The following is a 23,609-nucleotide window of genomic DNA, read 5'->3' as shown; positions in this document are numbered from 1 at the left end:
GAGATTTGCCCGTCAAACTGCGACGTTGCGACAAAAAACGGCAGCTGTTTTTTTCAAAACCAGCAGCGAAAATGAAAAAAGCCGCACCCGACGGGGTGCGGCCTTTCACTTAAATATAAAAACCTGACGGCAGCGCCGGATCAGTTGCGCGGCAACAGGTCGTCGTCGACAGGTCCAGCCGGCTGTTCGATGCCGGTGGTGGTGTTGAGCGCCAGTTCGGCGTTGCCGTCCTTTTCATAGATGTCGTCGCGGAACTGCACCACGCCGTCCTTCGCCGACCATGCGGTGATGTAGACGAAATAGACAGGCACTTCCTGCGCCAGCTTGATCGGTGTGTTGACGCGGGTGGCGATGACGCGTTCCATTTCCTGACGCGACCAGCCGGGCGTGTCGCGCAGCAGCCAGCTTGTGAGGTCGCGCACGTTCTGTACGCGCACGCAGCCGGACGATTCGAACCGCATCAGCTTGTTGAACAGACCCTGCTGCGGCGTGTCGTGCATATATTCGTTGTTCGGATTGTGGAAGTTGATCTTCGTCGAGGACATGGCGTTGATCTTGCCGGGGTCCTGGCGGAACATCAGGTTCGGCGCCTTTGGCGCAAACCAGTCGACCGCCGTCGGCGAAACTTCCTGTCCCTTGCCGTCGATGAGGCGGATGTTGTTCCGCTCCAGATAGGTCGGGTCCTTCTGCATCAGCGGCACGATGTCCTTTTCGACGATCGAGCGCGGCGCTGTCCAGTAAGGGTTGAGGATGACTTCGTAAATCTTGGAATTGATGACGTGCGTCGGGCGGCTGGCGCGACCGACGACGGCGGTGTTGCGCAGCACGACGCGTTCATTCTCCACTGCTTCGATGGCGGCGGCCGGGATATTCACCATCAGGTGACGCTGGCCGAGATCACCCGACATGGACTGGATGCGCACGAGGTTGGTCTGCAGTTGCGCCAGACGGATCTGCGCGGAAACATTGAGCGCCTTCGTGGTATATTCGCCGCTGACACCGTCAGCCGGAAGGCCATGACGGGCCTGGAAACGCTTCAGTGCGCCATCAACGTAAGAGTCAAAGGCACTGGAAATGCCGGCTTCGCGCGGCAGATCGCCGGATACCATCAGTCGCTGGCGCAGCGCCTGTACGGAAGGATCGGAGACGCCGATCTGGAGGCGCTGCTGGGACGCAGGCACTTCCGGCCAGCCGCCATTCTGCACGATCTGCTGATATTGCATGATCGCCTGCTGCATATAGACAGGTGCTTCGCGTCCGAGAACCGGATTGTTTGAAACGACACCCACGGCCGAACGCGATGAATTGGCGTCGAACTGGTCATCCCAGTTGCCGCGGCGCGAAGAGCCCATGAGATCGTTAAGCGCGTTCTGCGCAAAGGCCGGCGCGGCAAGTGCTGCAGCACCAACGGAAACGGCCGAACGCAGAAGCGCGCGGCGCGATACGGAATCGGAAACGGATTTCTTTGTCATTCTACCTACCAGCCACTCTCTTCGGCATCCTCAACGATGCCTAAATCAATATGATTAACAAACACGTACAACGTGTCTGCCGGCCGGTAATGCTCGATACGCCATGATCTTGGCGCTGGTGTCTGGCACAGCAGTCGAGGCTTGCCACGACAGCAGGAGAAACCGCCGGCTCCTATGCCTTTGCGCCTCCCATATCAATATGGCCGATTCGTGTCACGGTCCTCTTCTCACGAAGCTGTGTTCGCCTGCAAAACAGGGCGAAGGCCGGATGAAGGGGCGGACTTGACAGGTAAAATGCGTGGCGGGTGACCTGCGGAATCCGCAAGCCGGGAGCAAAGGATGCCCCCGGCTTAAACAGTGAAACCGTCGCGGTATTACAGGCGGTAAGCGATCGAGTCGTTCCAGAAGCGATCAAGGCGCTGCAGCAGCTTGTTCATTTCGGAGAACTCGCCGGTGCCGATGCCGCCGACCTTTTCGATCGAACCGACGTGGCGTTCATAAAGGCGGGCAACCGTTTCGGCGATTTCCTGGCCCTTTTCCGTCAGGCTGATGCGGACCGAGCGGCGGTCGACACGCGAGCGCTGGTGGTTGATGAGACCGAGGTCGACCAGCTTCTTGACGTTATAGGAGACGTTCGAGCCGAGGTAATAACCACGCGAACGAAGCTCGCCGGCCGTCAGTTCGGAATTGCCGATGTTGAACAGCAGCAGGGCCTGAACGGCGTTGACGTCATCACGACCCTGACGGTCGAACTCGTCCTTGATGACATCGAGGAGGCGGCGGTGGAGACGTTCCACCAGGTGCAGCGACTCCATGTAGAGCGAGCGGATGGTATCTTCATGTGCATCGGCAACAACGGCCTGGGGCTTAACTTTGCTATTGATCATGACTGCCTCACTGTTTTGTTTGGCGGTGTGTTTGTTTGTCTCCCGCCTTGAGTGAGAACCTAATCAATGCGCATAAAATTCTACTTAAAAGCTACGATTAACAAATGGTTACATGCATTTTCCCCAGCGGGCCGAATCTGTGGCGAAGCGGGAATGGGTCTTAGTCATCCGTTATAATTCAATGACTTAACGATAAAATTCGGCAGGAAAACGGGGCGAATTGCTTTATTATTATGGTAAATCAATTCTTGCGCGCTCTTCATTCTGGCGCTGATCCAGCCAGAAAGCGACCAGGAATAGTATATAAATGGTTGCCACGAGACCGTGCATCACGGGCACAAGCGTGTTGGCACCGAAGATATGTGGCCAAACCTTATACATGGCGATCTGCGCGCCCGCGCCCATGACCCACATGACGGCACCCCAGGAGGCGCCGAGCCAGAGACCCAGCGCCGCAACCGGGAAAATAACCGCCAGCGCACTGCCCGCCACGCGCCAGGGCAGGTTCAGCATATCGAAGCGCCCATGGCCGCCAAGCGAATAGCCCGTCAGCATCGCCCAATATTGCAGGCCGAACCAGAAACAGGAAACCGCAACCAGTCTCATGAAGACCAGAAAGAGGATTTCGGCAAGCGGACGCTTCGGCAGAGGTTGAGAATCAGGTTCCATGGCCGGAAGATACGGTCTCGATGGGCGGGCGACCAGTCCATATTGAATTCCGCCATCTGCCTTGTCAAAGCATGATCGCCGGCGCTGTGCCTCAATGAGGGAAGATTGTCGCATTCGCATGGCCCACGCTTCATGATATGCAGCTTTCGAAATTTGACCGAAGGACATTCTGACATGCAGGACAAAACGCATCTGGTCGACGAGATCACCGGCCATCGCCGCATGCGGCGCAATCGCAAGGCGGATTGGACGCGCCGTCTGGTTCAGGAAAACCACCTGACCGTTGACGACCTCATCTGGCCGGTATTCATCGTGCCGGGCAGCAATATTCTCGAGCCCATTCCCGCCATGCCCGGCGTCAACCGCATGAGCGTCGACCGGCTGGTGGAAGCGGCAAAGGAAGCCGCCGATCTCGGCATTCCCGCCATCGCGACCTTCCCGAATATCGAGATGGAGTTGCGGGACGAGACCGGCTCGAACGCGCTCGAAGCAAACAATCTCATCAATCAGGCGACTATCGCGGTCAAAAAAGCCGTGCCAAATATCGGCTTGATCACCGATGTCGCGCTCGATCCCTTCACCAGCCACGGGCATGACGGCATTCTGCGCGGCGACGAGATCGTCAATGACGAAACGGTCGAACAGGTTGTCAAGGCGGCCATCCTGCAGGCGGATGCCGGTTCGGACATTATCTCACCGTCGGAGATGATGGATGGGCGCATCGGCGCCATCCGCCGGGGGCTCGACGCCGCCGGACACCAGAATGTCGGCATCATGTCCTATGCGACGAAATTTTCCTCCGGCTATTATGGCCCCTATCGCGAGGCCATCTCCACCGCCGGCCTGCTGAAGGGTGACAAGGCGAGCTATTACATCAGCCCAGCCAATAGCATGGAGGCGATCCGCGACGCAGCACTCGACGTTGAGGAAGGCGCCGACATGCTGATGGTCAAACCCGGCCTGCCCTATCTCGACATCTGCTGGCGGCTGAAGGAGAATTTCGGCCTGCCGACCTTCGCCTATCAGGTGTCCGGCGAATATACCCAGATCAAGGCTGCGGCCATAAATGGCTGGATCGACGGCGAGCGGGTGATGATGGAAACGCTTCTCTGTTTCAAGCGTGCGGGCTGCGATGGTGTTCTCACCTATTTCGCCATGGAGGCCGCACGCAAACTGGCAAAGGGCTGAGGCCGGCGCTTATTGTATTCGGTCGTTTTCTTCCCATATTGTCTGCTGACACGGCACTCATGCCGCGCTGTCATACCCTCTCAGGAGAAAACGACCGATGAGCCTCGACCAGAACCCCACCTATGCCGCACCGGATGACTGGCGCGCCTATAGCGGCGTCCTGAGCCGGCGCGTCTTCGCGTTCGTGATCGATTACGCGATCGTTCTGCTTCTGTGCATCCCGGCCGCGGTCATCGTCTTCTTTCTCGGCGTGATCACGCTTGGCCTGGGATTCTTCCTTTACCCGGCGCTGTTCGTCATCGTTGCGGTGCTTTATTTCGGCATGACGCTTGGCGGCCCGTCGCAGGCCACTCCCGGCATGCGGGCGATGGGGATCGCGATGGCGCGCATGGACGGGCGGCGAATCGATTTCCTGCTGTCGACGGTGCATATCGTGCTTTTCTGGGTCATCAACTCGGTTTTGACGCCGCTGATCCTGCTTGCAGGCCTGTTTACCGAGCGCTCGCGCCTCGTTCATGACTTCCTGCTCGGCACCGTTATCGTCAGAACGCGCTGATATCGATGAAAGCCACGGAAACGTGGCTTTCATCGCGTCAAATACCTCATCCCGCAGTTGACGTTTTCCGTCATTTTGCCATTCTGTGACATTATGCATGTCGCTTGAAGCGCCGCCGCCAACCCCGTGAAATCGCGGCGCGCTTTCATAACAGACGCAGGAGGCGATCACGGTTCGATGAACACGCAGGCGACGCCCTCTCCTCAATTCTATCTTACGGCGCCGGCCACCTGCCCCTATCTGCCGAACCAGATGGAGCGGAAGGTCTTCACCCATCTGGTCGGCCCGCGCGCTTCGGAAATGAACGATCTTCTGACCCAGGGCGGTTTCAGGCGCTCGCAGAACATCGCCTATCGCCCGGCCTGCGAAAACTGCCGCGCCTGCGTCTCCGTACGCATCCTCACCGAACAGTTCCAGCCGACGAAATCGATGCGGCGTGTACTTGCCGCCAACCGGGATGTCGTGGCCACGGTGCACGCCGCCGAGCCCTCCACCGAACAATTCGCGCTGTTTCGCCGTTATCTCGACCACCGCCACCAGTCCGGCGGCATGTCCGACATGTCGGCGCTGGACTACGCGATCATGGTGGAAGACACGCATGTCAACACCCGCATCATCGAATACCGCGTGCGCGAACCCGGCTCCGGCATCGATTCCAGCAAGCGCGGCGAACTTCTGGCGGTGGCGCTCAGCGACGTGATGAGCGACGGTCTGTCGATGGTCTATTCCTTCTTCAATCCCGATCTCGAAAAACGCTCGCTCGGCACTTTCATGATCATCGATCACATCACCCGCACGCGCGCGCTCGGCCTGCCGCATGTCTATCTCGGCTACTGGGTCGATGGTTCGGAAAAGATGGGGTACAAGACCCGCTATCATCCGCAGGAGCATCTGACGCCGCGTGGGTGGGAGGTTTACCATCCCGAAGGAGAATAATGGGTTCGCCAAGTCCTGAAGCACATGTTCGGCTTGGACAGCAAAACAAAGGCGGGAAAGACGCCCCCAGACAATCTCCGAGGACGTCTTTCAGATATTACCCACCAAATTTCCCGCTGCGCGGAAAGCCCTTCGGCACGGTGCGGCCAACGGTGGCGCGGTCCGCCAGCCATTCGCGCAGTTCCTCACCGACCTTGGTGAACAGACGCCCGGCCGTGTCGGACCAGCTCAGACCCTCGGCGAGCGCGAAGCATTTCACATCGACAACGCCGCCATCCTTGTAGCGCTGCAGGCGCACGCCCTTACCGCGTGACATTTCCGGCACCTGCGACAGCGGGAAGGCCAGAAGCTTGCGGTTCTCGCCGACCACGGCGACATGATCGCCCGTTACCGGAACCGCGAGCTTCGCTTCATCAGGCATGGAGACATTCATGATCTGCTTGCCCTTGCGGGTATTGGCGACCATTTCGCTCTCGGGCACGATGAAGCCATTACCGGCGGTGGAGACGAGCAGCAGCTTGCGCGACGGATCATGCACGAAGGCGGTCAGGATGTCCTGATCGTTCTCCATATCGACCATGATGCGGATCGGCTCGCCATGACCGCGCCCCCCCGGCAGCTTGTCAGCGCCGAGCGTATAGGCCTTGCCGCCTGTCGTCAGCAGCAGCAGCTTGTCGGTCGTCTGCGCCGGGAAGGCGATCTTGGGTCCGTCGCCTTCCTTGAAGGTCAGGGCCGACGTATCGGACATGTGACCCTTCAGCGCCCTGATCCAACCCTTCTGCGAGATGACGATGGTGACCGGTTCCTTCTCGATCATCGCCTGCTGGATGGCCTCGATATCGGCATCCGGGGCATCCGCGAACTGCGTGCGGCGACGGCCGATCTCGGTAGCCTTGGCATACTTCTTTTTGACCTCGCCGATTTCCCAGGCGACGGTCTGCCACTGCTTTTCATCGGAGGCGAGCAGCGACTCGATTTCGGCCTTCTCGCTGCTGAGTTCATCGAATTCCTTGCGGATTTCGAATTCCTCGAGCTTGCGCAGATTACGCAGCCGCATGTTGAGGATGGCTTCGGCCTGATTGTCGGTGAGCGACCACTTCGCCATCATCACCTGTTTCGGCTCATCCTCCTCACGGATGATGCGGATCACCTCGTCGAGATTGAGATAGGCGACCAGCAGGCCGCCGAGAATCTCGAGCCTGCGGTCGATGGCGGCAAGACGGTGGCGGGAACGGCGGACCAGCACGTCCTTGCGGTGCGCCAGCCATTCGCTCAGCACCTCGTTCAACGCCATCACCTTCGGCACCTTGCCGAGCGACAGCACGTTCATGTTGAGCGGCAGGCGGCTTTCAAGGTCGGAGAGGCGGAACAGCGATTCCATCAACAGCGTCGCATCGACGGTGCGGCTCTTCGGCACCAGCACGATGCGCACGTCTTCGGCGGATTCGTCTCTGACATCCTCGAGCAGCGGCAGTTTGCGTGCGAGCAGCAGCTCGGCGATCTTTTCGATCAGCCGCGATTTCTGCACCTGGAACGGTATTTCGGTGATGACGATCTGATAGCCGCCACGTCCGAGGTCTTCCGTTTCCCATTTTGCGCGCACGCGGAAACCACCGCGCCCGGTCTTATAGGCATCGAGAATATTCTCGCGGCTTTCGATGATCACGCCACCGGTCGGCAGGTCAGGGCCGGGAATGAATTCCACCAGCTTTTCAACCGTCGCATCGGGATGCTTGATGAGATGGAGCGCCGCATCGCAAAGTTCATGGGCGTTGTGCGGCGGGATCGATGTCGCCATGCCGACTGCGATGCCTGAGGCACCGTTGGCAAGCAGATTGGGGAAGGCGCCCGGCAGGACAACCGGCTCTTCGTCTTCCTCATTATAGGTGGCGCGGAAATCCACCGCATCCTCGCCGATGCCTTCCAGCAGCAGCGCCGCCACGTCAGTCATGCGCGCTTCGGTGTAACGATAGGCAGCAGCACCGTCGCCATCGATGTTGCCGAAATTGCCCTGCCCGTCGACGATCGGATAACGTTGTGAGAAATCCTGCGCGAGACGCACCAGCGCATCATAGACCGACTGGTCGCCGTGCGGGTGGAACTTACCGATAACGTCACCGACGATACGGGCGCATTTCTTGAAGGCCGAGTTGGGGCGGATGCCCATTTCACTCATGGCATGAATGATGCGGCGGTGAACCGGCTTCAGGCCGTCGCGCACATCCGGCAGCGCACGATGCATGATCGTGGACAAGGCGTAAGCAAGGTAGCGCTCTTCAAGCGCCGCCTTCAAATCGACCGGATGAATGTTATCGTCTCCGCCGGACGGAGGTACAAGATTTTTTCCCATGGTGCTTGACTAGCGGAAATGCCGATTCCCGGCAAGAAATTCAGGGGTGTGCCCTGTGGATGAAAGCACCCCTTTCATGCGATTTTTTGTTAACCGCGTTGCAAATGCCGCAATGCCGCCGTCATGGGAATCGATCTAAATCCTATAGACCTTTGAATAATCGCGAATATAAGTATCACCATTCGAATTCGGACACGGTGCACAGCCGTACGTTGAGGGAAGAAACATCATGAGACTGAAATCCACCCGGCAGGTTCTTTTCGCGAGCGCCGCGCTTCTTACGCTTTCGGCACCGGCTTTCGCGCTGGATGGCGGGGATGTGCTGAAGAAAATCAACGCAGCCTATGCCGCGCAGGGAGGCGAGATCGCCGCCGGTTCCGTCGCCGTCAACGGCACGACGGTGACGCTGAACAGCGTGACCTTCAACTCCGTCGCCGATCCTGCCAAGAAGATCCCCGTTGGCAATGTGTCGCTCGAAGGCGTCGAGGAAAACAACGGCGGCTACAAGATCAAGAACGCCCGTTTCGATAATATCGACTACAAGCAGGACAAGGTTGAGATCAAGGCGAGCGACATCTACATGTCCGGCCTCGTCATTCCGGGCGATGCGACCACCGGCACCGTCGACGCCCTGATGTTCTACGATGAAGCCCATAGCGGTCCGATTTCCGTTTCCGTCGACGGAAAGCCGGCTTTCTCGCTTGAGGAAAGCAGCGCGACGATGTCCGTCAGCGACGACAAGAACTCGATCGGTTTCGAACTCGACGCCTCCGGCTTCAAGGCCGATCTCAGCGAAGCCACCGATCCGGCCACCAAGGACGCGATTGAAAAGCTCAATCTGCAGGCGCTTTCCGGCAACATGACCATGAGCGGCAGCTGGGAAGTTGCCTCCGGCACCGTCGACGTCGAGGAATACGCCATCGACCTCGACAATGTCGGCCGTCTCAACATGTCGTTTGGTTTCTCCGGCTACACGCTCGACTTCATCAAGTCGATGCAGGAGACGGTAAAGGCGCAGGCCGCCAATCCGAACAAGGAACAGGCGGACCAGGCAGCAAGCCTCGCCATGCTCGGCCTGATGCAGCAGCTTTCCTTCATCAACGCCGAAATCAGCTTCGAAGACGCCAGCATCACCAAGCGCGCCATCGACTATGCGGCAAGCCAGCAGGGCATGACGAGCGACCAGCTTGCCCAGACCATCAAGGGCATGGCGCCGATCATGATGGCTTCGCTCAACGTTCCAGAGCTGCAGAACATGGTGTCGGCGGCCATCAACGCCTATATCGACAATCCGAAGAACCTCTCGATCACGGCAGAGCCGGAGAAGCCGGTTCCTTTCCCGATGATCATGGGCGCCGCAATGGGCGCGCCGAACACCCTGCCGAAAATGCTCGGCGTCACGGTGACGGCAAACGAATAAAACCAAAAAGCCCCGGTCTTGCCGGGGCTTTTTTTTTGCGCTCAGTGCAGCGGTGCGGCAGCGCCGTCCTGTTTATCGTGCAGGGCAAAGCGGTCGATCATGTGGGCGCTAGCCTCGTTGACACCGATCACCTCGACCTTCTTGCCGGTCTTGCGGAATTTCAGAACCACCTTGTCCAGCGCACCAACTGCCGAAATATCCCACAGATGCGCCTCGGTGACATCAATCGTCACGGCGTCCACCTCATCGGCGAAATCGAAGGCGGCGATGAAGCTTTCGGTCGAGGCGAAGAAAATCTGGCCATCGACGCGATAAATCCGCTCGCGGCCATCGGCAGAAAGCTCCGGCCGGACGTGGAAGAGTTTCGACACCTTGCCCGCAAAAAATACGCCGGAGAGAAGCACGCCGGCCAGCACGCCTTTTGCGAGATCATGGGTGGCAAGCACCGTGCCGACCGTCACCAGCATGACGATGCTCGATGATGGCGGGTTGCGTCTAAGATCAAGGATGGAGCGCCACGAGAATGTGCCGATGGAGACCATGATCATCACCGCCACCAGGGCTGCCATCGGGATGATGCGCACGAGATCATCAAGCACCAGAATGAGGAACAGCAGGAAAGCGCCCGCCACGAAGGTGGAGAGCCGGCCCCTGCCGCCGGAGCGGACATTGATGACGGACTGGCCGATCATGGCGCAGCCGCCCATGCCGCCGATGAGGGCGGAGGCGATGTTGCTCGTCCCCTGCCCGATGCATTCCTGGCTCTTGTTGCTGCCCGTATCCGTCATGTCGTCGACAATCTGCGCCGTCAGCAGCGATTCCAAGAGACCGACGGCGGCGAGCGCCACGGAATAGGGAAAGATGATCTGCAGCGTCTCGAAGGTCAGCGGCACCTGCGGCAGGGCGAATATCGGCAGCGTCGAGGGCAACTCACCGAGATCGCCGACCGTGCGGATATCCATGCCAGAGAAGACGGCAACACAGGTGAGAACGACGATGGCGACCAGCGGTGACGGAATGATCTTCGTGACCAGGGGGAAAAGATAGATGATCGCAAGGCCGGCGGCGATCATGACGTAGGTTTCGACCGGCACGCCGATCAGCTCAGGCAATTGCGCCATGAAAATCAGGATCGCCAGCGCATTGACGAAGCCGGTCATGACCGAGCGCGAGACGAAGCGCATCACCCGGCCGAGTTTCACAAGACCCGCCAGGATTTGCAGCACGCCCATGAGGATGGTGGCGGCGAAGAGATATTGCAGCCCGTGTTCCTTGACGAGCGTAACCATCAGGACGGCTGTCGCGGCGGTTGCCGCTGAGATCATGCCCGGACGGCCACCGGTGAAAGCAGAAACGCAGGCAATGGCGAAGGAGGCGAACAGCCCCACTTTGGGGTCGACACCGGCGATGACGGAAAAGCCGATGGCTTCGGGAATGAGGGCAAGCGCCACGACAATGCCGGAAAGAACATCGCCGCGAATATTGGAAAACCACTCACGTCTGTAAGTCTGAAATCTGTTCATCTGATTTTTTCGCAAAGAATGACGCACCGGCCGGAACCGTGTCCGGTAGATTGAAAACGAATGTCGGTGCTTTGCGTTATCTGGCGGATCGGCGGCCAGAAGAGCCACCCGGAATTTCACCGGGTCCGTGGTGAGTGGCCCAGCTATAAACGGCAAAAAAGCGGGCCGCAAGTTGCGCGCCCGCTTTTCGATGACTGCTGTCGCGTCTCAGGCCGCTTCGCGCCCGCCATAGCCCCTCGCCTCCACGTCGCTCAGCCGGAACTGATGAACCAGTTCCTTGAGACGCGCGGTCTCGCCCGCCAGCATGGCGCTCGCGGCATTGTTTTCCTCGACCATGGCGGCGTTCTGCTGTGTGCCCTGATCCAGATGGTTGACGGCGGTGTTGATTTCGGCAAGGCCCAGTGACTGCTCGTGCGTGGCAGCGGCAATGGCTTCGATATGGCCGTTGATCGTCTTCACCGAGCCGCCGATGCGCGACAGGGCAGCACCCGTTTCCCGCACGAAGCGCGCGCCCTCCTTCACCTCTGTACCGGAGGTCTGGATAAGCGCCTTGATTTCGGCAGCGGCCCTTGCCGAGCGCTGTGCGAGTTCCCTCACCTCCTGCGCAACGACGGCGAAACCGCGTCCCGCCTCACCCGCGCGCGCAGCCTCCACCCCGGCATTGAGGGCAAGAAGGTTGGTCTGGAAGGCGATCTCGTCGATAACGCCAATGATATTGCCGATCTTGCCGGAGGATTGCTCGATCTTTTCCATCGCGCTTACTGTGTCAACGACGAGATTGGCCGTGCGGTTGGCATCCTTGTCGGCCGAATGGGCGACTGCGCGGGCTTCCACGGCGCGCTCCGCCGAGATGCGGATATTCGCCGTCAATTCATCCAGCGCGGCAGCGGTTTCCTCCAGTGAGGCCGCCTGCTGCTCGGTACGGCGGGCAAGATCGGCAGCGCTCTGACTGATTTCCTGGCTGCCGCCGTCGATGGCCACGCTCGACTGCACGACGCCGGACATGGCGGCATCGAGCTGGCGGATCGTCTGGTTGAGATCATGGCGCAGCGCCTCGAAATCCGGGGCAAAAGGCTCGTTCAGCTCGAAAGAGAGATCGCCGCCTGCGAGGCGGCGAAGCGCCGCCGCAAGCCCCGTGGTCGCCTGCATCAGCCGCGCCTGCGCTTCGGATTCCGCCTCAAGCTGGAACCGCACCTTTTCGGCTTCGGCCTGTTGCCGGGCTGCGTGCGCCTGCGCCTCCAGTTCGATCTTTGCGATGGCGGCCTGTCGGAAGATTTCCAGCGCATGCGCCATGGCGCCGAACTCATCTCCACGCTGGAGACCGGGAACGGCAAATTCGGTTTCACCGTCGGCCAGACGACGCATAGCCCCCGTGATCGCGGTCGCCGGGCGGGTGATCGAGCGGCCGATGAGGTAGACCCCGGCAAAAAGACTTACCACGGTCAGGGCGATAAGAGCGACGACGATCGAAACCGTTCTTTCCGCCGCAGCGCTGTTCGCGAGAGCGCTTGCGTCCCGCTCCTGCCGGTAATTGGTGGAGATTTCGGCGACGACAGGCAACAGGGCACTATAGGCGGAGGCGACAGTTTCGCGCGCCTTCTCCTCCTCCAGCACGGCGGCGGCGTAAAAGCGGAACGAGGCGGTATATATTTCCAGTGCATCCATGATGCGCTGACGCTCAGCGCCTGGCCGGTATTCCAGCTTCACCAGCGCCTTGAAGGTTTCCACTTCCGCCGCATGTTTCGTCACATAGGCCGCTTCGCGCCGCAGGATGAAATCCTTCTCGTGCCGTCGCATCATCAGCATGCTGGCGCGGATTTCGGCATTGGCGACGACGTCGACGAGTTTCTCGATGGAATGCACGCCATTGCGCATGGCGCCTTCGAGACCTTCCGCGGGGGTTAGGCCCAGTTCCCTGTTCTTGGCGACAAGGGCCTTCATGCTATCGGAATAGACCACCGCGCCCTCAGCGAGCGCTTCGAGCCGCGTACGGGCCTGCGATGTCGCGCTGCCTTCGAGATGGCTCAATGACTGCCGGATCTGGTCCATCGTCTGGTCAAACTGCCCGACGGATTTCATATCGCGGGTCAGCAGGAAGTCTCTCTGGTGAACACGGCTTTCATGCAAACCGTCCTCCAGCGCCGCCAGCACTCCGTCTCGCTCGATCAGCGTCTCTTCAGCGACGCGATAACGCGCCTCCATGTGTCCTTGCCAGAGCAGCATGCCCGCGATGACGGCGATCCCGCACAGAGCAGCCAGGGCCAGCATGGATACGCGATGCGCAATTTTGAACGTCGAGACCAGCGAAAACATTCAACCCTCGTTTGCAGATTTCACGATGGGATGAATGATCGAGAAGGCTTAAGAACTCCTCTACCGGATTTGTCAGTTTAATTAAGGTTTTATGACAAGATCGCTAGAGCTTCAGCCGCTCGCGAAAGAAGACCAGCGCAACGACCACACCCGTCGCCACGCCCACGATCACATCGACAAAACGGACAAAACCGGCAACCTGCGGTCCCATCAAAAGAACGAGCATGGCCGAAGCCCCGGCCTGTATCGGCACCACCGCCGGCAGGCCGAACATGGTGGCGAGGATCATGGCGATGAAGGTCGCCGAGGCGAGCCGGATTTCGGCGAAGTCATGCGGGACGAGAAGAGCGACCTCCCCGACGAGGATGCCGATGGTGACGCCGACCATCAGCCCAAGCCCCTGACGGACATGGCTTGGAATGCCGGGGGACAGGCAGATCAGCGCGCTTATTGCGGCAAAGACGGGCTGTGGGTGCCCGAGCCAGCGATGAGCGACCCAGAACGCAAAAGCGGCCGCAAGCGCGGCCGCCAATGCACGGGTGAAGGCTGCACGAACCCGGTCGAGCAGCGTCTTCAACATATCAGTCCTTCTTGGACGGAACGACGCGCAGCGCCAGTTCGCGAAGCTGCGTCGGCGTTGCCGGCGACGGCGCGTTCATCAGCAGGTCCTGCGCCTGCTGGTTCATTGGGAACAGCGTGATTTCGCGCAGGTTCTTCGCACCAACCAGAAGCATGACCACACGGTCGATGCCGAAGGCGCAACCGCCATGCGGAGGCGCACCGTACTGGAAGGCGCGGTAGAGACCGCCGAAGCGCTCTTCCACGTCGCTCTGCGACAGGCCAACCTTTTCGAAAGCCTTGACCATCAGCTCGGGCGACTGGTTACGGATCGAGCCGGAGGCGATTTCGAAGCCGTTGCAGACCGCGTCATACTGGAATGCCTTGATGGAGAGCGGATCCTGGCCCTCCAGCGCTTCCATGCCACCCTGCGGCATGGAGAAGGGGTTGTGAGCAAAGTCGATCTTCTTTTCTTCCTCGTTATATTCGAAGAAGGGGAAATCGACGATCCAGCACATTTCAAAACGGTCGCGGTCGATGAGGTTCAGCTCGTCGGCAGCGCGAGTGCGCGCCTCGCCGGCGAACTTGTAGAACTTCGCGGGATCACCGGCAACGAAGAAGCAGGCGTCGCCCGCCTCAAGGCCGAGCTGCTGACGCAGCGCCTCGGTGCGTTCCTCGCCAATGTTCTTCGCAAGCGGGCCGGAGCCGGCAATCTTGCCGTCTTCTTCCTTCCAGAAGATGTAGCCGAGGCCAGGCTGGCCCTGGCTCTGCGCCCAGGCGTTCATGCGATCGCAGAAAGCGCGCGAACCACCGGTTTTGGCCGGGATCGCCCAGACCTGAACCTTGGGGTTGGAGGCGATCATGTTGGCGAAGACCTTGAAGCCCGAACCGTCGAAATGTTCGGTCACAGCTTCCATGACGATCGGGTTGCGCAGGTCGGGCTTGTCGGAACCGTATTTGCGGATCGCCTCGTCATAGGGAATGCGCGGCCACTGCTTGGTGACAGGCTTGCCTTCGGCAAACTTCTCGAACACGGCCGTCATCATCGGTTCCATCGTGGTCCAGACATCTTCCTGGGTCACGAAGCTCATTTCGACGTCGAGCTGGTAGAATTCGCCCGGGAGACGGTCGGCACGCGGGTCTTCATCGCGGAAGCACGGCGCGATCTGGAAGTAGCGGTCGAAACCGGCCACCATCAGAAGCTGCTTGTACTGCTGCGGCGCCTGCGGCAGCGCGAAGAACTTGCCTTCGTGGATGCGCGAGGGAACGAGGAAATCGCGCGCGCCTTCCGGCGAGGATGCGGTAAGGATCGGCGTCGTATATTCGGCAAAGCCCATATCGCCCATGCCGGTACGCATAGCGGAGATGATCTGCGTGCGCTTGACGATGTTCCTGTGCAGGGTTTCGCGGCGCAGGTCGAGGAAGCGGTACTTCAGGCGAACGTCTTCCGGATATTCCGGCTCACCGAAGACCGGCAGCGGCAGTTCCTTGGCAACACCAAGAACCTCGATCTCCTGCGCGTAAAGCTCGATCTCGCCGGTCGCCATGCCCTTGTTGACGGTGTCTTCCGAGCGCGCCTTGACGAGGCCGTCGATGCAGATGACCCATTCGCCGCGTACGGTCTCGGCGACCTTGAAGGCCGGGCTATCAGGATCGGCCACCACCTGGGTGATGCCGTAATGGTCGCGAAGGTCGATGAAGAGAACGCCGCCATGATCTCGCACGCGGTGAACCCAACCGGAAAGGCGAACGGTTTCGCCGACGTCGGACTTGCGGAGAGCGGCACAGGTGTGGCTGCGGTAACGATGCATTTTTATATCCTGGAACGTGTCGTGGGCCAGATGGGCGGCACTGTCGAAATTTGCCGGAAAAGCGCATGGTCAGCCTGATTTGTCAAGGCAAAGCACAAGATTGTCGCCTTGCGCCTGTCCTTTCCCCCGCCTTCGCTTTAGATAGGGTTCAATCCAGCCCGCCAAACCGAGTCGGCCCGCAATGAGCCAGATCAGACCTCTCATCCCGCTTCTCGTCACCGCCGGCATTCTGATCGGCGGCAACGGCCTGCAGGGAACCTATATCGCGCTGCGCGGCCTCTCCGAAGGGTTCTCGGCCAGCACCATCGGCCTCATCAGCGCGGCCTACAGCCTCGGTTTCGCGCTTGGCTGCATTTCGGTGACGCGCCTGCTGCGCAAGATCGGCCACATCCGCACTTTCGCCACCATGGCGGCCGTTGCATCAGCCGCCTCGATCGCCATGCCGCTCATCACCCATCCGCTCTTCTGGCTGGCGATGCGTTTTGTGATCGGCATCGCGGTCGCCTGTCTTTTCGCCGCCATCGAAAGCTGGATCAACGCGCAGGTGACGAATTCCAATCGCGCCCGCACGCTCTCCATCTATCGTTTCGTTGATCTCGGCTCCGTGACGCTCGCCCAATATATCATTCCCGTCGCCGGCATCGACGGGCCCATCGTATTCTCACTGATCGCCATGGCGCTCACCCTGTCGCTGGTGCCGATCTCGATTGCCGACAAATCCAATCCCGCGCCGCCGAAACAGATTCCCTTCAATCTTTTCGCCGTCTGGCGTATCTCGCCGCTCGCCGTCGTCGGCTGCGTGGCCGTCGGCCTCAGCATGGCGGCGTTCCGTAATATCGGCCCGATCTATGCCGAACAGATCGGCTTGTCCGTTACCGCCATCGCCACCTTCATGAGTGCGGGCATCATCGGCGGCGTGGTGCTGCAATATCCGCTCGGCGTCTATTCCGACCGTTATGATCGCCGCATCATCATTCTCGCCACTACCGCTGGTTCTGTTATCGTCGGCCTGTTCCTCGCCTTCTTCGCCGGCACGGACGAATGGAGCAACATCATCGGCGTCTTCATCTTCGGCGCCTTTGCGCTGCCGCTCTATTCCCTCAGCTCCGCGCACGGCAACGACCATGCGAAAGAGGGCGAACATGCGATGGTTTCCGCCGGGCTTTTGTTCTTCTGGTCGGTCGGCGCAACCGTCGGGCCGCTGCTCGCTTCCGTGCTGATCGACCAGTTCGGGCCGAAGGCGTTGTTCAGCTATACGGCCGCGATCCAGATCGTTTTCATCGCCTACACCATCTACCGGCTGCAGGTGCGCGAGGGCGTTCCGGTTGAGGAGAGGAACTGGCGGTTCCGCTCGCTTTTGCGCACCTCGGCCTATTTTCAGAAGCTCGCCGCGCCCCCGCCGCCCAAAAACGATGGGCCGGAGCCAAATCCGCCCGAGAAAAACGATCCTTGAGCCTTCAAAAGCGGGCTTTGTATTGACATGCGCCCGGCAAAGGGAAAGTAAGACGGATAATTTTCACGAGTGGCCATTTGCAATGATTGAAACGACTGCCGCCCTCGCCGAAGCCTGCACGGAACTGGCGAAATCGGAATTCATTACTATCGACACCGAGTTTCTGCGCGAAACCACCTTCTGGCCGGAACTCTGCCTCGTGCAGATGGCAAGCCCGACGCTTGAGGTGCTGGTCGATCCGCTCGCAAAAGGTATCGATCTCACCCCGCTGTTCGAGCTGATGGCCAATCCTGATGTCGTGAAGGTTTTCCACGCCGCGCGGCAGGATATCGAAATCATCTACCATCTGGGCGGGCTTATTCCCCATCCGATCTTCGATACGCAGGTCGCCGCCATGGTCTGCGGTTTCGGCGATTCGATCTCCTACGACCAGCTGGTTCAGAAGATCAAGAATGTGCAGATCGACAAATCCTCGCGTTTCACCGACTGGAGCCGCCGCCCGCTGACCGAAAAGCAGCTGGACTACGCGCTCGCCGACGTGACCCATCTGCGCGATGTCTATCTGGCGCTGAAGGCGCAGCTGGAGCGCGAAGGTCGCTCGCTGTGGCTGACCGAAGAGATGGACATCCTGGAATCGCGCGACACCTATGACATGCATCCCGACGATGCATGGCTGCGGTTGAAATCGCGCCTGCGCAAGCCAACGGAACTCGCCATCCTCAAATTCGTCGCCGCCTGGCGCGAGCGTGAAGCGCGTTCGCGCAACGTGCCGCGTTCGCGCGTCCTGAAAGACGATGCAATCTTCGAAATCGCCCAGCAGCAGCCGAAGGATGCCGAGGCGCTGTCGCGTCTGCGCACCATCCCCAAGGGCTGGGAACGATCCGCCTCCGGCACCGCCATCATCGAGACAGTGAATGCAGCGCTGGCGCTTCCGAAAGAGGAAATGCCGAAGGCGCCGCGCCACAGCCATGCACCGGAAGGTTCCGGCGCTGCCGTGGAGCTGCTCAAGGTTCTCCTGAAGCTCACCGCAGATAAGCACGGCGTCGCCGCCAAGGTCATCGCTAATAGCGACGATCTGGACAAGATCGCCTCCGAAGGCGAGAAGGCGACCGTTGCGGCGCTGACCGGCTGGCGGCGAGAACTCTTCGGTGATGTGGCCTTGAAGCTCATCAATGGCGAAGTGGCATTGCGTTTCGCCGGCAAGAAGGTCGAGGCGGTGGAGGTTGCGGCAAGCGAGGCGTAATCGCCCGCTGCTTTCTCCCCAATTTTGCCCGCATCGCGTCCCATCTCTTAACCGATGGTCGCGCGATTTGAGGGTATTGCCATGAAACCTGCCCACACTCTGCTGCTCGCCGCCCTTTTTACCGCGGCCGGCATTCTTCCCTCTCTTCCCGCCCGGGCCGCCGAAGAGAAGGTCGATCTTCAGGGCGAATGGACGACCGACTGCCTTAAGATCGGCAAGAACGACCGTCATGGCATCGTCACCCGCATCACCATTCGCGACAATCGCATGCACGCGGTCTCGCAGATCTATGCCCGCAGCGGCTGCCAGCAGCCCACGGTTCAGGTGCGTTATGAAGGCACGCTGGATGGCGGCCTGAAAGATCAGGACAGCCTGCTATTTGCCCATACCGTCACCGCCATCACCATGACGCCGAATGACGGCGACGTCGTTGACCACTATAATCGCGACCCGAAAGGCATGGGCTGCGGCTTGAGCGGCTGGAAGGAAAACATTCCCTTCGATGTCGACGGCCGCACCTGCGCCGCCATCGCCTTCGCCCGCAAGGGCGAAACCCTGTTCGACCGGGCATGGATCGACGGTAACAAGCTGCGTTTTGCCGCCTTTCCCGTCAAATGGTCGAACCGCTCGCCGGACGACCGGCCGCAATCCCCGCTTGAAACCGTCTATTACAGAACATCCTATTAGACGTAGAGCGGCGGCGGTGCCGATTTTGCGGCAACGGCGCAACAGCCTTACCAATCCTTCATGCAACCTTACCGATTGCTCACTTTTTGCAGCGCTTTTTCCACACTAATGTCGCATATGACCTGAACAGAAGCTTCGCCCGAAGGGAGCGCGGGGCCTCGCCTTCCCGAGATCAAGAACCGACATGAAAAAATTGCTGCCCATTCTGGATTACGTGGTGCTGTTCGTTGCCGTGGCCGGCAGCGGCGTGGCCTACGCCTTTCTGGAATATGGCGGCGGCGCGCTGATCGGCGCGACCTATGCGCTCTTCGCCTGCGCACCGATTCTTGCTTTTGAACGCGGTTACATCATGCCCGGCCTGTCGCGGCAGGTCAGCGCTTTGCCCACGCCCGCCTATATCGCCGTCGGTCTCATCATATACGCCATCCTCGTCTTTTGCGGATTCGGGCTTGGCGGCACCATCCTGTGGTTGAGCGGGATATTTCCCGGCACCTGGAAACGGGCGGTGCACGCCGAAGTGCAGACGCTGATCTTTACCCTCATCGTCTGCGGCATCATCGTCTTCATCATGCGCGTACGCGAACTTCTCGGCCGCGATATCTTCATCGATCTCATTCTCGGTCGCTATCGTCGCCCCGTCAGCGAAGACCGCGTCTTCATCTTCATCGATCTCGTCGGTTCCACCTCCTTTGCCGAAACCCATGGCGACCTGAAAGCCCAGGAGTTTCTCGGCGAAATTTTCGCAAGTTATGCCGCGCCGGTCAGAAAACACGGCGGTGTCATCGACGATTATATTGGCGACGCCGCCATCATCACCTGGCCCTATCACATGGCGATCAGGCGGGCGGCCTGCGTGCGCTGCGTATTCGATATTCAGGCGACCGTTGAAAGCAACCGAGACATGTGGCTCTCCCGCTTCGGCGAAGTGCCGCGCCTGCGCTTCGCCATCCATGGCGGGCCGGTCATCACGGCGGAAATCGGCGTCGATCATCACAAGATCACCTATTTCGGCGATACCGTGAACACCACATCGCGTCTCGAATCGCTCAGCAAGATGCTCGGTCATCCGGTGCTCATATCGGCAGACCTCGCTCATCAGCTGGTGCTTCCGAAAGACGTTCGCAGCGAATATCTGGGCGAACATGCCGTGAAAGGTCGTGGCCAGACGCTGGGCGTCTGCACACTCAGCCAATACCAGCCCCCTGTGGTTTAAGGGGTAAACGGCTGCAAAATGCCGCGCCGTTCCATTTACCGCTACGGCCGTCATCAAAATTCATCAAAGCTTCAAACGGCAATCACCTGCCTGTCATGCGACGACCCTATCGCCTCAATCCTATCTTCAACAGGTATTGAGAGGGGTCTCCATCATGAAGCACATTCTTTTTGCATCCTGCGCCATTCTTGCGCTCGCCTCCGCGTCGCATGCGGCGGAACAGGAGTTTCCGGCAAAGCTGGTCTCCCACGCCATCCTGCCGGCCAATACCATCATCGCAGCACCTGCTGACGCGCCTGAACATCTCAAGACCTCCGCCAAGTTCACGACCGCTGATCGCAAGCGCGCCGAAGGTCTCGGCACCGTGCCCGGCAAGGATGGCGTGCGCCTGACCGGCCTTTCCATGCCGTTCAACGGCCAGCCGATGCAGGGTTTTTCCGGCATCAAGGCCATGCCCGACGGCAGCTTCTGGAGCCTTTCCGACAATGGCTTTGGCTCCAAGCTCAATTCCAGCGACGCCATGCTGATGCTTCACCATCTGAAGTTCGACTGGGACGCCGGCAAGGTCAACGCGCTTGAAACCGTGTTCCTCTCCGATCCCGACATGAAGGCGCCTTTCCCCATCGTTCTCGAAGGCTCGAGCAAGCGCTACCTGACGGGCGCCGATTTCGACGTCGAATCCATTCAGCCCGTCGCCGATGGTTTCTGGGTCGGCGAGGAATTCGGCCCTTACATCCTGAAATTCACCCGTGACGGCAAGCTGACCGACGTGATCTCCACCAAGGCCGGCGACATCGAGGTGAAGTCTCCCGATCACCCCACTCTCGCCCTGCCCGGCAACCCCACGCAGAAGATGGCGGCCTTCAACCTGAAGCGCTCGGGCGGTTATGAAGGCATGGCGCTCTCCAAGGACGGCTCCAAGCTCTACGGCCTGCTGGAAGGCCCGCTTTACATGGCTGACGGCCAGGTGGAGAAGACCGAAGACGGCGCGACCGCACTGCGCATCATCGAGCTCGATACCGCCAAGAAGGAATGGACCGGCCGCACGTGGCTCTATCCGCTGGCGCAGGGCGGCGAAGCCATCGGTGACTTCAACATGCTGGATGACAGCACCGCGCTGGTCATCGAGCGTGACAATGGCGCCGGCACCGCCGACAAGGCCTGCGCCGACCCGAAGAAGCCGGAAGCAAACTGCTTTGCCGTGCCTTCCAAGGTGAAGCGCATCTACAAGATCGAATTCAATGACGCCAATGTCGGCAAGGCCGCGCGCAAGATCGGTTATATCGATCTTCTGAAAATCTCCGATCCTGATAACAAGAAGCGTCAGGGTGGTGGCAATGGCTATTACGACATGCCTTTCGTCACTATCGAGAATGTCGATCGCGTCGATGCCACGCATATCATCGTCGGCAACGACAACAACCTGCCCTTCTCGGCCGGCCGTGCTCTGGACAAGGCTGACGACAACGAGTTCGTCCTGCTTGAGGTCAAGGACCTGCTCGACGCGAAGTAAGACCACGGCCGCTGCCAATCGCCCTGGCAGCTGCAAATGATCCGGACGGAGCGCCCGGTAGACCAGATGGTCTGCATGGCGCTCCGTTCCGATTCTCGTATTCCAACCGAAACATGCTTGCGGAAAAGAAGACGTTTGATGCAGGACCACGCAGAGAGACTTTATTACGCCCTGAAGAAAAGCTGGTCGGGTGAGACCAGCAGCCTCTGGTCACGCGAAAACCCAGCCAGAGGACAAGGCAGCGTCACCGCGCTGGTGGTGCAGGATATTTTCGGCGGCGAGCTTGCCAAAACCGCCGTCAGCGGCGCCGACCATTTTTACAATATCCTTGAAGGCACCCGCTGGGATTTCACCTTCAGCCAGTTCGATATTCCTGTCGGTTACCAGGACAGACTTGCCAGCCGCACGGAAGCCATGGCGACGATAACGCCCCTGCAATATGCCTATCTCAGCGCCTGCATCCGGAAAGCACTGGGGCACGGCTGAGCCGTTTGCAAAGCAGTGCCAGCCCATTGCCGTTTCGCCCGCGAACCCGGTATGTGGTCAATCATTGCGCCATGCTTCAGCACCATCATTTCAATCTTTCCCGTAAAGCGGACACAATCCATGCGATAATATCGCTCAGCGAAATGGTTGCACCGACAGGAGAGACATTCGATGAGCGAGAGTTGCCCGGTTCTGACACCGGCGGAGCGGCAGGTTCAGGACATATTGCAGCGCAAGGAAGCGGCAATGATGGCCACCATTCACGCAGCGCTTGAGCGCGCCAGCAAAGAGGTCGCCGAGGCATTCCAGGCCACCGATTCAGACATGCAGCCACCGCCCAGCGATTATTTTGTCGCTGTCGCTCATCAGCAGCTCTTCCTGCTGTTATGCGGTGCCGACCCGGAAACATTCAAGGGTGGAGACCCTGACATCGCTGGTCACATCATTCGAAACGCTCAAAACATCACCGAACACTACTGGAAGAAACGAGATCCCGCCGCCAATATCTCCAATGAGTGACATACGTCCGTAAAGACAGGATTTCGCTCTCCCACGCAAACCACATGATGCGTATTTGCGAGGGAGCGGCCGGCCCGCTTGAACCGCTTTTGCCGTCGTCACAGGCCTTTCATCATCCCCGGTTAAGTAGGCGCAAATCCGGAGGCTGGAATGGATTCGACCACACAGATCAAGCGCCCGAAAATCGCGGAAACCGTCATCCATGCGACGGCGAGCATAAGAGATTCAAACGTCGGCGAGTGCTGCGAAATTCTGGCGGATACATCCCTGCACAATGTCGAACTCGGGAATTATTCCTACCTTGGACCCCGCTGCATGGTCGGTGACGCGATCGTCGGAAAATTCTGCGCCATCGCTGCGGAGGTCCGGATAGGCGCGCCGAACCATCCGATGGACCGGCCATCCATGCATCGTTTCAGCTACTGCCCGGAATATTACTCTGCCGATGCGGTGCGCGATGACGCCTTTTTCGACCAGCGCAAGCAGGACCGCGCCATTATCGGTCACGATGTCTGGATTGGTCACGGGGTTATCGTCTTGCCGGGCGTGACAGTCGGAGACGGTGCAGTGCTTGCCGCCGGCGCCGTCGTCACCAGGGATGTGCCGCCCTACACCATTGTCGGCGGTGTGCCCGAGAAAATCATCCGCGAGCGGTTTTCGCGATCCATCGCGGAAAAGCTTACGTCCATCGCCTGGTGGGACTGGCCATTCGAAACGATCATGGCGCGGCTTTCCGACTTTCAGTCGAACGATATCGAAGCCTTTTGCGAGCGCTGGTCCTAGCCTGCGCCGCAAAACAGATCGTTCCCGTT

Annotated in this window: 20 protein-coding genes and 1 other annotated feature; of the genes, 12 read left to right on the top strand and 8 right to left on the bottom strand. The window is 59.6% G+C overall.

Annotated features, from left to right (window positions below):
• Positions 1-140 precede the first annotated feature (140 nt).
• The 3 genes from AC5I5B_RS17005 to AC5I5B_RS16995 form a co-directional block, all read right to left on the bottom strand.
• Positions 141-1,472 carry a L,D-transpeptidase family protein gene (locus tag AC5I5B_RS17005; protein ID WP_003502206.1) on the bottom strand — a complete coding sequence of 444 codons (1,332 nt, stop codon included), beginning with the start codon at positions 1,470-1,472 and terminating at the stop codon, positions 141-143.
• Positions 1,473-1,846: 374 nt separating this feature from the next.
• Positions 1,847-2,356 (bottom strand): transcriptional regulator LdtR, encoded by a 510-nt coding sequence (ldtR, locus tag AC5I5B_RS17000; protein ID WP_026363448.1) that lies wholly within the window; start codon positions 2,354-2,356, stop codon positions 1,847-1,849.
• A gap of 234 nt (positions 2,357-2,590) precedes the next feature.
• Positions 2,591-3,028 carry a DUF6163 family protein gene (locus tag AC5I5B_RS16995; protein WP_003502204.1) on the bottom strand — a complete coding sequence of 146 codons (438 nt, stop codon included), beginning with the start codon at positions 3,026-3,028 and terminating at the stop codon, positions 2,591-2,593.
• A 174-nt stretch (positions 3,029-3,202) separates the two neighbouring features.
• On the opposite strand from AC5I5B_RS16995, the gene hemB reads away from it, so the two are divergent.
• The 3 genes from hemB (at position 3,203) to AC5I5B_RS16980 (ending at position 5,708) form a co-directional block, all read left to right on the top strand.
• Positions 3,203-4,216 (top strand): porphobilinogen synthase, encoded by a 1,014-nt coding sequence (gene hemB / locus AC5I5B_RS16990; RefSeq protein ID WP_111793082.1) that lies wholly within the window; start codon positions 3,203-3,205, stop codon positions 4,214-4,216.
• A gap of 97 nt (positions 4,217-4,313) precedes the next feature.
• The gene (locus tag AC5I5B_RS16985; protein WP_003502200.1) at positions 4,314-4,772 is read left to right on the top strand and encodes an RDD family protein; all 459 of its coding nucleotides are present in this window, start codon (positions 4,314-4,316) and stop codon (positions 4,770-4,772) included.
• Positions 4,773-4,949: 177 nt separating this feature from the next.
• Positions 4,950-5,708, top strand: coding sequence for an arginyltransferase (locus AC5I5B_RS16980; RefSeq protein WP_003502198.1), 759 nt, complete (start codon positions 4,950-4,952; stop codon positions 5,706-5,708).
• 97 nt (positions 5,709-5,805) lie between these two features.
• Here AC5I5B_RS16980 and parC read toward each other — a convergent pair whose 3' ends face one another.
• A complete protein-coding gene (gene parC / locus AC5I5B_RS16975) occupies positions 5,806-8,058 on the bottom strand; it encodes a DNA topoisomerase IV subunit A (RefSeq protein WP_087743751.1) in 2,253 nt (750 codons plus the stop codon).
• Between the two features lie 229 nt (positions 8,059-8,287).
• Between parC and AC5I5B_RS16970 the strand changes: the two genes are divergently transcribed.
• Positions 8,288-9,478 (top strand): aq_1923 C-terminal domain, encoded by a 1,191-nt coding sequence (locus AC5I5B_RS16970; protein ID WP_060724060.1) that lies wholly within the window; start codon positions 8,288-8,290, stop codon positions 9,476-9,478.
• Between the two features lie 41 nt (positions 9,479-9,519).
• On the opposite strand, the gene AC5I5B_RS16965 is transcribed toward AC5I5B_RS16970, so the two are convergent.
• The 4 genes from AC5I5B_RS16965 to aspS all read right to left on the bottom strand — a co-directional run bounded on the left by AC5I5B_RS16965 (position 9,520) and on the right by aspS (position 15,683).
• Positions 9,520-11,001, bottom strand: a complete 1,482-nt coding sequence (locus AC5I5B_RS16965) for a SulP family inorganic anion transporter (RefSeq protein WP_111834288.1) — start codon at positions 10,999-11,001, stop codon at positions 9,520-9,522.
• Between the two features lie 74 nt (positions 11,002-11,075).
• Positions 11,076-11,131, bottom strand: a sequence feature (sul1 is cis-regulatory element that is thought to sense ions involved in sulfur or methionine metabolism; They are found in Alphaproteobacteria).
• Positions 11,132-11,208: 77 nt separating this feature from the next.
• Positions 11,209-13,314 carry a methyl-accepting chemotaxis protein gene (locus tag AC5I5B_RS16960; protein WP_111834287.1) on the bottom strand — a complete coding sequence of 702 codons (2,106 nt, stop codon included), beginning with the start codon at positions 13,312-13,314 and terminating at the stop codon, positions 11,209-11,211.
• 103 nt (positions 13,315-13,417) lie between these two features.
• Positions 13,418-13,894: an FUSC family protein gene (locus AC5I5B_RS16955; protein WP_003502188.1), complete on the bottom strand. Its 477-nt coding sequence runs from the start codon at positions 13,892-13,894 to the stop codon at positions 13,418-13,420.
• 1 nt (position 13,895) lies between these two features.
• Positions 13,896-15,683, bottom strand: a complete 1,788-nt coding sequence (aspS, locus tag AC5I5B_RS16950; RefSeq protein ID WP_111834286.1) for an aspartate--tRNA ligase — start codon at positions 15,681-15,683, stop codon at positions 13,896-13,898.
• A gap of 181 nt (positions 15,684-15,864) precedes the next feature.
• Between aspS and AC5I5B_RS16945 the strand changes: the two genes are divergently transcribed.
• The 8 genes from AC5I5B_RS16945 to AC5I5B_RS16910 all read left to right on the top strand — a co-directional run bounded on the left by AC5I5B_RS16945 (position 15,865) and on the right by AC5I5B_RS16910 (position 23,580).
• Positions 15,865-17,136 carry an MFS transporter gene (locus AC5I5B_RS16945; protein ID WP_020810429.1) on the top strand — a complete coding sequence of 424 codons (1,272 nt, stop codon included), beginning with the start codon at positions 15,865-15,867 and terminating at the stop codon, positions 17,134-17,136.
• An 82-nt stretch (positions 17,137-17,218) separates the two neighbouring features.
• Complete coding sequence (rnd, locus tag AC5I5B_RS16940; RefSeq protein WP_003502177.1) at positions 17,219-18,379, top strand: ribonuclease D; 1,161 nt, start codon at positions 17,219-17,221, stop codon at positions 18,377-18,379.
• A gap of 81 nt (positions 18,380-18,460) precedes the next feature.
• Positions 18,461-19,066, top strand: coding sequence for a hypothetical protein (locus AC5I5B_RS16935; protein WP_162695516.1), 606 nt, complete (start codon positions 18,461-18,463; stop codon positions 19,064-19,066).
• Positions 19,067-19,250: 184 nt separating this feature from the next.
• Entirely contained in the window at positions 19,251-20,279 is a 1,029-nt protein-coding gene (locus AC5I5B_RS16930; RefSeq protein ID WP_111834285.1) for an adenylate/guanylate cyclase domain-containing protein, read from the top strand.
• A gap of 154 nt (positions 20,280-20,433) precedes the next feature.
• Entirely contained in the window at positions 20,434-21,792 is a 1,359-nt protein-coding gene (locus tag AC5I5B_RS16925) for an esterase-like activity of phytase family protein (RefSeq protein WP_080864281.1), read from the top strand.
• Between the two features lie 138 nt (positions 21,793-21,930).
• Positions 21,931-22,278, top strand: coding sequence for a YunG family protein (locus AC5I5B_RS16920; RefSeq protein WP_003502169.1), 348 nt, complete (start codon positions 21,931-21,933; stop codon positions 22,276-22,278).
• A 171-nt stretch (positions 22,279-22,449) separates the two neighbouring features.
• The gene (locus AC5I5B_RS16915; RefSeq protein WP_111834284.1) at positions 22,450-22,797 is read left to right on the top strand and encodes a hypothetical protein; all 348 of its coding nucleotides are present in this window, start codon (positions 22,450-22,452) and stop codon (positions 22,795-22,797) included.
• Between the two features lie 150 nt (positions 22,798-22,947).
• Positions 22,948-23,580 (top strand): DapH/DapD/GlmU-related protein, encoded by a 633-nt coding sequence (locus AC5I5B_RS16910; protein WP_111834283.1) that lies wholly within the window; start codon positions 22,948-22,950, stop codon positions 23,578-23,580.
• Positions 23,581-23,609 lie beyond the last annotated feature (29 nt).

This window comes from Agrobacterium sp. (genome assembly GCF_059499945.1).
This window is presented reverse-complemented; position numbering and strand designations above follow the sequence as displayed.